The 10,985-nt window shown below is 70.7% G+C and carries 8 protein-coding genes; 7 read left to right on the top strand and 1 reads right to left on the bottom strand.

What is annotated here, in order from left to right; genetic code table 11:
- The first annotated feature begins 71 nt into the window (after window positions 1-71).
- The 7 genes from AC56LU_RS22850 (at window position 72) to AC56LU_RS22820 (ending at window position 9,096) form a co-directional block, all read left to right on the top strand.
- Complete coding sequence (locus AC56LU_RS22850; protein WP_497177894.1) at window positions 72-1,346, top strand: hypothetical protein; 1,275 nt, start codon at window positions 72-74, stop codon at window positions 1,344-1,346.
- On the top strand, window positions 1,343-1,885 hold the full coding sequence (locus AC56LU_RS22845) for a hypothetical protein (RefSeq protein WP_497177893.1): 543 nt from the start codon (window positions 1,343-1,345) through the stop codon (window positions 1,883-1,885). Before AC56LU_RS22850 ends, AC56LU_RS22845 begins: the two co-directional genes overlap by 4 nt.
- Window positions 1,879-2,940, top strand: a complete 1,062-nt coding sequence (locus tag AC56LU_RS22840; protein WP_497177892.1) for a hypothetical protein — start codon at window positions 1,879-1,881, stop codon at window positions 2,938-2,940. Before AC56LU_RS22845 ends, AC56LU_RS22840 begins: the two co-directional genes overlap by 7 nt.
- The gene (locus tag AC56LU_RS22835) at window positions 2,937-3,947 is read left to right on the top strand and encodes a hypothetical protein (RefSeq protein ID WP_497177891.1); all 1,011 of its coding nucleotides are present in this window, start codon (window positions 2,937-2,939) and stop codon (window positions 3,945-3,947) included. The genes AC56LU_RS22840 and AC56LU_RS22835 overlap by 4 nt, the downstream gene beginning before the upstream one ends.
- A gap of 61 nt (window positions 3,948-4,008) precedes the next feature.
- Window positions 4,009-5,889 (top strand): hypothetical protein, encoded by a 1,881-nt coding sequence (locus AC56LU_RS22830; protein ID WP_497177890.1) that lies wholly within the window; start codon window positions 4,009-4,011, stop codon window positions 5,887-5,889.
- 19 nt (window positions 5,890-5,908) lie between these two features.
- Window positions 5,909-8,149, top strand: coding sequence for a bifunctional serine/threonine-protein kinase/formylglycine-generating enzyme family protein (locus AC56LU_RS22825; protein WP_497177935.1), 2,241 nt, complete (start codon window positions 5,909-5,911; stop codon window positions 8,147-8,149).
- 44 nt (window positions 8,150-8,193) lie between these two features.
- On the top strand, window positions 8,194-9,096 hold the full coding sequence (locus tag AC56LU_RS22820) for a pirin family protein (protein WP_497177889.1): 903 nt from the start codon (window positions 8,194-8,196) through the stop codon (window positions 9,094-9,096).
- 200 nt (window positions 9,097-9,296) lie between these two features.
- Here the strand turns inward: AC56LU_RS22820 and AC56LU_RS22815 are convergent, their stop codons facing one another.
- Window positions 9,297-10,871 carry an FHA domain-containing protein gene (locus AC56LU_RS22815; RefSeq protein ID WP_497177888.1) on the bottom strand — a complete coding sequence of 525 codons (1,575 nt, stop codon included), beginning with the start codon at window positions 10,869-10,871 and terminating at the stop codon, window positions 9,297-9,299.
- Window positions 10,872-10,985 lie beyond the last annotated feature (114 nt).

Below are 10,985 nucleotides of genomic sequence, written 5' to 3'. Positions count from 1 at the left end.
TGATGTGTTTGTATGGCATCATCTGTTGACAATCCGCCCTCGTGCGGATGGCTAGCGAGGATGAGGCAGGTATGCGTTTGCCGGGAACCCGGTACCAGGAACATGGTTGGGAGCAGGTCCGCAAGTTGCTGGGGCAATGCTCGCTGCAGGCGCTCGCCCGCATGAGCCCGGCGCGGCTGCTCGATCCCGACCCCGGCCGCAATGCGCTGCTGGCCGAGTACGTCGATGTGACGGCGCAGGCCCTGCATGCCGGCGGCCGCCGCGGCGACATGGCCGGCAACAGCTACGGTGACACCGTCCTGGAACTCGCCCTGAGCCTGCTCTACGAACTGCAGGCCAGGTGCGCCGACTGGGCCGCCCTGTGCACGGCGGTCTCGAACGAGCACGCGCGCATGCCGGCGTTCTGGACGTCCGCAGGCGGCGACGCGCTGTTGCGCAAGAAGTTCAACGACATGTATGCGGTCTTGCGCGACAAGGTCGACAGCGACAATTACCAGGCGGCCTGCGGCCGCCCCTGCAGCCCGAACCGCATGTACGCCTACCGGATGCTCGATACCGCCTACGGCGAGCTGGTGCGCCTGTTTGCGGCCTGGCGCGAGCACCGCGAGCAGATAGGGGCCATCCTGGGGCGCGTGCTCGAGGCCGAGCCGATCGAGGCGCGCCAGCTGCGCACCGTGGCCGACTGCCGCCCAGAATGGATCTTGCGCTGGAGCGAAACCCTGGAGCGCTTCACCGGCGCCGCCGGCCCGCTGCACACCCGCTCCAAGCGTTTCGCCAGCCTGAAGGACCATCCGGAAAAGATCGGCGCGATGCTGCGCGAGATCGGCGAATACCAGGCCCTGTCGTCCAACCAGGACTGCGACTGGCTGCAGGACGCGAACGACGCCGGCGCCTGGCTGGACGACTACTGGCGTGTGCTGGGCGAATCGGAAGCGGCCAGCACCCCGGGCCCGGACCTGGTGCTGGAAACGCTGCAGGAAGAGCTCGACCTCGTTGCTCCGGTGACGGACGAGGACATGCCCGCGGACGACGGGCTAGCCTTGTTGCTCGAGGCCGTGGCCCAGCGCGTTTCACTCTCCCCCCGCTACCTGCAAGTGGCAGCGGCGGCGCAGGAGCGCGGCAGCTGGGCGTTGCGGATGATGGCGGACGATTCGCTGCCGGTGCGGCTGGCGGTCTACCTGAAGCTGCTCGGGCCCTTCGACGACAGTTATCCGTCCGAATGGCTCGATCCGGCCACCGGCGAACTGCCGACCATGCAGCAACTCGCGCTGCTGGACGACGTTTCGCTGCCGACCCTGCGAAAACGGCGCGACGCCGCCATCCTGCGGCTGAAGGAGGATAGATGATGGGCATGACGGAACTGGACCGCAAGCTGCAGGCGCAACTGCTGACCGGGCGGCGGGTCGAAGGCGACCGCCTGATGCTGGACGACGCGACCCTGTTGGGGGCGCTCGACGGCAGCCGCCCGCTGACGCCTGGGGAACGCGGCGCGCTGCAGGCCTCGCCGCTGACGGCGCGCCGCCTGCGCACGCTGGCCGACGCCCGCCGCGCGCAGGCGAAGCCGCGACCGTGGAGCGGCAGCGCCGGCATGCTGCGCGCCGCCGACGGCGGCATGGCGCTCGACACCCTGGTCACCGATGACGGCGCATGGCGCCTGCATTTCGTGGCGGACCGGGTGATACTGCAGCTCGACCCGCAGTCGCCGCTGGCCGCCGAACTGCTGCGGGGGGCGCAAGCCTTGCGCGTGGTGGACGGCGCCGGAGCCACCGTGCTGGAGGGTCTGCTCGACAGCGACGGCGAGTGCGAAGGTCCGTGGCCGTTCGACGCGGCGCCGGCACAGCACTTCCAGCGTCACGGCGCACGCTTTTTCGTCAACGCATGCTGAACCTGTTTACACGGCCGTTCCGCCAGCCACCGCCCGACCTTGCCGGCCTGGGCGCGGGTTGCATCGCGCTGCCGCTGGCGCGGGGCTGCACGGTGCCGGCCGGCTGCTTCGCCGTGCTGGCCAACCGCGCGGGCCACACCCGGCGCCTGAGCGAGGGCGCGCGCGTCGCGATCCTGGATGGCGAAAGCGCCTGGTGCGTCCATCCGGGCCCCTACGGCTGCGACCTGGCGCCGTTCGCCGCCGCGCCGGAGATCGGCCTGCGGGTGCGCTTCGCCATCGACGCACCGGATCCGCGTGAAGTCCAGCAACGCTTCGACCTGTTCCTCGCCAGCGAGGCGGGCGAGCGGGTGGCGCTGGACGCGTTCGTGGCGACCATGCAGGCGGCCCTGCAGCGCGAACTTGCGCAGGGCAACCTGGACCTGCCGCCCTGCACCAGTTTCGAGGAGTGGAACACCTTCCGCGCCGGTTTCAACCAGCTGCTGTACACGCGCTTCGGCGTGATGGTGGACGACTGCGTGCCGGTCGACCTGGGCGCGTCGCGCGACCTGGCGGCGCTGCTGGCGGCGCGAATCGCACTCCAGCCTGCGCTGCAGCCTGTGCCGGAAGCGGCTCCAGCGGCGCCGCAATACGAGGCCTTCGACGCAGCGAAGGAAGATGCGAGGGCATTGCGCCGACTGTTCCTCGAACTGCCCGGCCTGATGTGCGGCCTGCGCCTGGCCGTGCTGCCGGCCGACTGCGCGGACTTCCGCCGTCACCAGGAGCTGCTGCGCCGGCTCGACCTGGTCAGCCTGTCGGTGGGGACCATGCCGGCACTCGAACTATCCGCGCCCGGCCAGCCGCTGGCGGCCGCCGAACAGCTGCGGCGCGCCCGCCACAGCGGCCGCGCCGTGGCCGCGCTGGACGAAGCGTGGGCACTGCTGGCGCGCATGAAGATGGGCGAGCCTGCGCAGGTGCCGGCCCTCTTGGGAGAGGCCGACCGCATCGTCGCCAACCTCGAATGCGATTGCGCGGCGCGGCGTGCAGTGCGGGACGATACCGCGGGAGACGCGGCATGAACGCACCCGTGACGGTTCGCAGCATCGCGCCGGACGGCACGTACATCACGGTGACGGCGAGCGTACGCCCGCGCGGCGGCCGCGCCGACGTCAAGTGCAGCGTGCCGGATGCGCCGGCGCTGGCGCAGCGCATGCAGGAAGTGGTGCGCCTGGCGCGCCATACCGAGCCGCGTTTCGACAGCCGCGAACAGGTGGTGCTCAGCCTCGACCGCGCGCCCATGGCCGGCAGCCGCGACTGGGAACTGGCTTGCGTGCTGGCCGACCGCATCGTGCGCGGCGTGTGGCAGCCGGCGCCCGGCCAGTTGCCGGTGGTGGCGAATGGCTGGTCCGACGCCTGGCAGCTCGGGCGCATCGACGGCCATGGCTTGCAGCAAGTGCCGCCCAGGGTACTGGCCGGCGGCGAGGGCGGTCTGCCGCACCTCGGTGCCGTCAGCGGGCATCCCGATCCAGCGGCGGGCGTCGCGGCGGCGCGCGCCTGGTTCCCGCTGGTCAGCGGCGGCGCCGGCGACAGCCTGTGCTGGGTCGAGGTCAGCGTCCGTCCCGCGCCGCACGAGTGCGAGGACAGCGAGGAAGAAGCCAGCATCGCGGCGCCCGGCGCCGATGCCGCGCTGCAGGCCCGCGTGCGCGCGGTGCTGGCCGGCGCGCGCCACCACGACGGCCGTGGGGTGGGACAGTGGCGCACCACGGTGCGTTTCGGGGAAGCGCGCTTCCAGGGCGGCTCGTTCGAGCTGGCCCTGGTCATGGCCGACCGCATGGCGCGCGGCCGCGAATTCCTGCCGCGCGGCCGGGTGCTCGCCACCGGCCAGTCTTCCAGCTGGCACGCCGGCCGGGTCGAGACGGTCGAAGGGCTGGAGCCCAAGTGCGCGCTGCTGGTGCGCGAAGCGGCGCCGGGCGACCGGGTGCTGGTGCCGCGCGCCTGGGAGCCCGGGCTGCCGCAAGGCTGGCGCGAGACGCTGCGGGAGCGCGGCGCGAGCCTGGCCTGCGTGGACCGGATCGGGATCATTTGAATCGCGCGCGGCTTTGTTAGAATCGGTGGGCGCTTTGTTGTAATGCTGAAATGGAGTCGATATGTTCCAGAAGTTCGGATTGGGCGGCGCGAAAGCGGCGCCGGTGCTGCGCGACAATCGCTGGGTGGCCGGCCCGGACGAACTGGCCGTGTTCTTCGGTGTGCGCGAGCTGTCGGGCGTGTTCGTCAAGACGCTGCGCGTGCCGGCCACGGCGCGCGCCTACATCCTGCAAGGCGACAAGGCCACCGAAGTGCCCCAGGGCGAATACGAGATCGAGGGCTTCTTCACGCGCCTGAACCACCTGCTGCGCGACCAGCATGCCGAAATCCTGGTCACCCGCACCGGCGCGCTGCCGGTCGACTTCCGTTTCGACGAGGTCCTCACTTCCGAGCAATTGGCGGTGGTCGCCCGCCTGAGCGTGAGCCTGCGCATCGAGAACGTGCCGGCCTTTGCACGCCACTTCATGACGGTGCCCGGCACCATCGGCACGAACGAACTGCGCGAACTGCTGGCGGCCCCGGTGCGCCAGCTGGCCGGGGAATTCGTCGGCGCCCGTTCGATCCGCGACATGGCCGGCGCCGATCGACCGCCTGCACTCCGCGAGCAGTTCGAGCAGCGCCTGCTGGGCGGCCTGGCGCCGCTGCTGGCCGAATACGGGCTGGCGGCGGTGAAGGTCGATACCGTCGAACTGCGCCACGACAAGTACGACGCCAACCGCGCCAGGGTCGGCAGCCTGTGGCTGGCCGCCGACGAGCGCCACGTGCAGATCGAGCATGCCAGGCACCTCGACGACCTGTACGACGCCGAGGAATGGCAGCGCCTGCGCCGCACCGAGCAGAATGCGCGCGTGCGCCAGCGCGAGCGCGAGCTGCGCCAGGACGACGCCGTCAACCGCGCCGAACTGTCGCTGCAGGGCGCTGACCGTGCGCATGCGGTGCGCGCGCGCCAGATCGAGCTGTATGCGCGCATCCTGGACGCCACTACGCGCAAGCAGGCGCTGGAACGCGGCGCGGGCGACGCGGTGGCCGAACTGGAACACGAGTTTGCCCAGAAGGGCGCGCGGCGCTCCGACGAGGCCCATGAATGGCAGCACCTGCGCGCGCTGGCCGGGGTGCGGATGCGCAGCGAGCTTGAAGTGGCGCAGCACGAGGCGCGCCAGGCGCAGGCCATTGCCCGCCAGCGCTTTTCGCAGGGTCTACTGCAGCAGCAGATCCGCAACAAGATCGAACAGGCCGCCCTGATCGAGGACGCCGCGCGCCGGCAGGCGGAGCTGGTGCGCCTGCGCGCCAGCGAAGCCGACGTGGCGCGGCGCTCGCGCGAGATCGACGAAGAAGAACACCTGGCGCGCCAGCAGACGCTGGCGCTGGCCAACGCAGCGCGCCGGCGCGAGGCCGAACGCCTGCTGGAGTGGGAAGACGAACAGGCGCGCCAGCGCATCGAGTCCACCCGCACGCTGGCGCAGCAGGACAAGCTGGCGCGCACCATCGACCTCGATGCGCGCCAGGCGCGCGCGCTGCAGGACGTCCAGCTCGACGCCGAGGAGCGCCGTCACGCGCTGGAGCTGCGCCGCCTGGAGGCCTTTGCCGCGATGGACGACACCGCCAAGCTGGCCCTGGCCGCCGCGCCGAATGCCGCGCTGCTCACCGACTTCATGAAAACCCGGGTGCATGCGGGCATGGATGCCGAACAGCTGGCCGCCCTGGCCGAATTCGCCACCCCGGGGGGGGAGGGCAAGCTGACGACGCATGACGCGCTGCAGCTGGTGCGCGACGAACAGGCCAGGCGCGCGCTGGAAGTCGACCGCGACCGGCGCCACCAGGTCGAGCTGCTGGCGACCCAGGCCCGCGGCATTGCCGGGGCGGTGCGCCAGTGCGCCCACGGCCACCCGGCGCGCGAGGGCGAGCGCTTCTGCGCCACCTGCGGCGCGGCGCTGCAGCCATGAAGGCGTCGTGAAGGAAGCAATGCAGACCGCCATCGACAAGATCCGCGAATTGCGTGCGCTGCACGAGGATGGCCTGCTGAGCCGTCTTGAATTCGACCTGCGCAAGAACGCGATCCTGGATGCGGCTTACCAGCCCGATCCTACCGTGGACGAAGGCCCTCCGGCGCGCGCATCGCGTCCCGGCACCGAGATCGGCCTGATGGCCGGCCAGGAAGTCGGTCCGCAGAACCGCCGCTACCGACTGGAGCGCCTGATGGCCCATGGCGGCATGGGCGCGGTGTGGCAGGCGACCGACCTGGCAACGCATGCGGAGCTGGGCCACAGCGCCCAGGTGGCGCTGAAGATCCTGCCGCCCCAGCTGACCCAGTCGGCCCCGCAGGCCAAGCTCCTGATCCAGGAAGCCACCCGCGCGCGCCGCCTGGCGCACGAGCACATCGTGCGCGTCTACGAATGGGCCCAGGACCCGGCCACCGCGAGCTATTTCATCATCATGGAATGCCTCGAGGGCGAAGACCTCGACAGCCTGCTGGCGCGCGAGGGGCGGCTGCCCTTCGAGCGCGTGCTGGCGCTGCTCGAGCCGGTGGCCGCGGCCCTCGACTACGCCTGGGAGAAGCACGGCCTGGTGCACCGCGACATCAAGCCTGCCAACGTGTTCGTCACACGGCGCGGCGAGGTGAAGCTGCTCGACTTCGGCATCGCGGCACGCGCCCGCAGTCATGGAAATGGCGGCGCCGCGCTGGACGCCCCCGGCACCTCCGGTACCCCTGGCTACCGCGCGCCCGAAGCCGGTAATCCGCACATCCAGCCGGCGCCGGCGCTCGACGTGTACGCCGTGGCACGGATGATGGTCCAGATGCTGGCAGGCGCGCTGCCGGCAATGTCCTCGGAAGCGCCGGAAGCGCCGGATGCCCTGGCGCCGCACCAGTGGGACGCATTGCGCGCAGGCCTGGCGCCCGATCCTGCGGCGCGCCCGGCCAGCGTGCGCGCGCTGCTGGAGGGGCTGCGCGACGCGGCCGGCCAGTCGCCGGAAGAACTTGCCGCCCTCGAGGCGGCAGCGCGCGCGGAGCACGAACGCCACGAACGCGAACAGGCGGCGCAGCAGCAGAAAAAGGCGCAGCTCGAACAACAGGCGCGGGCCGCGGCGCGGACCTTGGTCGAGCGTCAGCGCCGCGAGCAGCAGCGCCTGGAGCGCGCGGCCCAGGAAGCGGCGCGGGCGGCGCGCAAGGAGGCGCTGCGCCGGCAGCTGCTGGCCCGGCGCGAAGAAGAAGTCGCCAAGGCGCGCCTGGCCGAGGAAGAGGCGCAGCGCAAGGCGGCCCACCTCAGGGCGGCCGCGACCTACCTGGCGGAGCAGAAGCGCGCACGTGAACTGCAGGCGGCGCGCACCGCAAGCGCGCTGCAGCAGCTGATGCCGACTCCCTCCAGCCCGGTGGCCGATGCAGACGGCGTCCTGCGCGACCCCTTCCTCGATGGCGCCGGCAGCGGACCCGCGCTGGTGCTGGTCCCGACAGGGCGCTTCCAGATGGGCTCCCACGAACACGAGCGCAAGATCGCGATGGCGGCCGGTGCGCAGCAAAAATGGCTGGAGCGCGAGACGCCGCAGCGCTGGGTCGGCATCGAGCGGCCGTTCGCGATGGGACGCACTCCGGTCACGGTGGGCGAGTGGCGGGTGTTCGTGGCCGCCACCGGCTGGGCGCCGCAGGGCGAGGTGAACTGGGCCGATCCGGGCTTCGTGCAGACCGATGCGCATCCGGTGGTGGGCGTTACCTGGCACGACGCGCAGCGCTACCTGCACTGGCTGTCGGCGGCCACTGGCCAGCGCTACCGGCTGCCGAGCGAAGCCGAATGGGAGTATGCCTGCCGGGCCGGCACCCGCAGCGCGTTCAGCTTCGGCGACAGCATCAGTCCCGAACAGGCCAACTACGACGGCAGCTACAGCTATAACGGCGGCCCGCGCGGCGCCTTCCGGCGCGGCACCACGCCGGGCGGCATGTTCCCGGCCAACCCCTGGGGCTTGTACGACATGCACGGTAACGTGTGGGAGTGGGTGCAGGACCCGGTGCACGACAACTACGAAGGCGCGCCGCTCGACGGCAGCGCATGGGAAGACGGCGGCGCCGAGGACGTGGAGGGCCGCCGCGTCCTGCGCGGCGGCTCGTGGCTGTACCACCCGCGCTACCTGCGTTCCGCCTTGCGCAATGGTTTTTCGAGTGCGCTGGCGAACGACATCGTGGGCTTTCGCGTGGTGCGCGAGCTGATCTGAGATGGTGTAAAGTAGCCGGATCGCTCAAGCACGGAGGAATAGCCATGGCCATTGCCCACCTGTTCAAATCGCATGACAAGGACCTCGGCGGCGGCTTCACTGTCCGGCGCATCCTGCCGGCGGCCGCGCGCCAGTCGGTCGGGCCCTTCCTGTTCTTCGACCACATGGGGCCGGTGGAAGCGCAGCCCGGCGCGCGCCACGACGTGCGCCCGCACCCGCACATCGGTCTGGCCACCGTCACTTACCTGTTCGAAGGCGCGATCATGCACCGCGACAGCCTGGGCACCGAGCAGCGCATCGAGCCCGGCGCGATCAACTGGATGACGGCCGGCAGCGGCATCGTCCATTCCGAGCGCACTCCGGACGACCTGCTGGACCGCGTGCGCCGTACCCATGGCCTGCAGCTGTGGGCGGCGCTGCCGCGCGAGCACGAAGAAGCGCCGGCCGCCTTCTCGCACACACCCGCGGCCGACATTCCCGAAGTCGCATTCGAAGGTGCGACGGTGCGTGTCCTGGTGGGCTCGGCCTTCGGCCGCTCTTCGCCGGTGCCGACCTTCAGCGATACGCTCTATCTCGACGTGCAACTGGCCCCGGGCGGGTCGATCGATCTCGGCGGCCTGCCGGAGGAGAGCGCCGTCTACGCGCCGATGGGCGCCATCGAGGTGGATGGCGAGGCCATCCCGGCCAACACCATGGCGATGCTCGAGCCGGGCATGCAGGTGCGGGTGTCGTCGAGCGCCGGCGCGCGCTTCGTGCTGATCGGCGGCGCGCCGCTCGACGGGCGCCGCTACATCTTCTGGAACTTCGTCTCCAGCAGCCGCGAGCGCATCGAGCAGGCCGCGCGCGACTGGGAAGCCAACGCCTTCGTGCCGGTGCCGGGCGACGACGAGCGTATCCCGCTGCCGGCCTGGCCGGCGGCCTGGCGCCACGAAGGGCGGCCTGACTGATTGTCGTGGCAAGGAATCGGGCGTAAGCTGGTATGCCCGAACGGGTTTTTTATGTCCTGCAAACGAAAGGACACGCCATGAACATTCCAGAACACCTGAAGATTCCGGTCATCGTCTTCGCGCTGCAGGCGGCGCTGCTGGCCGGTGTCGCCCTGGTCTTCCTGGTCTTGCGTTAAGAGCGTCAGGCGCTCCAAGCCAGGCTAGGCGCCCAGCCAGGCGGCAGGGATCGACGGATGTGCACGCCGGCGCTCGCCGGCGCGGGGGGCGCGCGTGCGTGTTTCCACGGCCGTTTCAGGGTACGCCTGGGGGGTAAACCGCAGCTGCCAGCCCATCCCGCGCAGGCCCTCGAAGCGCACGCCCGGCGCCAGCGCGGTCTCTGTGCCGGTAACCGGGTCCAGGTGCCAGAAACCGCCGTCGCGGTGGAACAGCAGCGGCATGCCGGCCGCGCGCGGCTGGGCCGCATGATCGATTGGGCGCCGGCCCGGCCCGGTCTCCGGCGCCAGGATGCAGAAAGCCTCGGCGCGCGCACCCGCGTCGACGCGGTGCAGGATCACGCCATGCGGCAGCAAGGCCGTCACTTCGAGCTCGACTACCCCGCGAATGCTGGCGGTGAGCCCGATCCGCATGCCGAGCCGGAGCGGCACCGGCGCGTGCTTGCCGGGCCACACGCCGTCGAGCAGCAGGCCGTAGCGCGACACGTCCTCGATCTCGAAACCGTGCCGGCCCTGCCGGATGACGGCATGCCGTCCCGACAGGCGGCGCGTCAGGCCGCCGCGTTCACCCACGTGTTCCCCATTGTGCTCGCCGTAGTGCAGCAGCAGCAGGTCTGCTTCCGGTTCAAACTCTTCGAAACGCCCGAGCACGCATTCGTCGAGCGCAAACAGGCGCAGGTGGCGCTGCACACTCGAGTCGGGCTCGGCATGCACCAGGCAGGCGCTGCTGGCCGGGCAGGGATGGCCGGCGGCGTCGACGGGCACATCGATCTCGATCAGGTCTTCGTCCCAGGCGATGGTGGAAAAGCCGAGGTCGACCTTGCCGCCGCCATCGCGCGGATCGCGGATGTCGAGCTGGGCGATCGAGGCGTTGCGGGCCGTGACGTCGATGTCGATGCTGCCGCCGCCGGGCGCCGCCACGCGGGCAATGCCGGCGTCATCGGCGACCACGCGCACGTTCTTGTGGGTGGCGAGGAAGGTCTGGTGGATTTCGCCCAGGCTGGCATCCTGGCGCGGCACCAGGACTACCGGCGAGCAGGTCCAGGTGCGCGCCATGGCCTGGCGGCTGTGCAGTTCGATGTCGATGCGGTACTGGCCGTGCTCGAGGCCGCGCGACGAAAATTCCAGGAACACCGGGCGCCAGTCGCCGCGCGAAGTGCGCTGGAAAGCATAGCGTTCGCCGTCGCGCAGGCGCAGGCCGGAGCGCACCAGCATGGTCAGCTCGGTCGCGCAATCCATCGGCATGCCGTGCAGCTCCAGCTTGATGGCCTGGCGTCCGCCCGCCGCGCGCGGATCGAAGCCGCTGATGTGCAGCTGTGGGCGCTGTAGCGAGTGGGCGCCGGCGGCAGGCGGGACAGCCGCTACGGCGCCTGAGGTGCGCTGCGCGCGCAGGGCGCTGATGGCGTCGAAGCTCGATGGCAGGCCGCCCGCCACGGTACTGGGAACCAGGCCGGCGGGAGGGGATTGCGTTGCCGGCTGGGCATGCCCGTGCGCGCATGCCCCTTCGCCTGGCATGACCCAGACGGTGCAGTGCGGATGCTCGGGATTGCGGCAGCGGTTCATGGCAAGGGGGCTAATTCGCTTGTATTCGACAACATTGCAAAGCTTACGCCGTTTTACTGTCCAGCGGCGCGCCGAATTCATTGATTAGCAACATTATTTTCTGTTAGGAATTTT

The sequence above is a fragment of the Telluria sp. PB2R4 genome (assembly GCF_059685695.1).
This window is presented reverse-complemented; position numbering and strand designations above follow the sequence as displayed.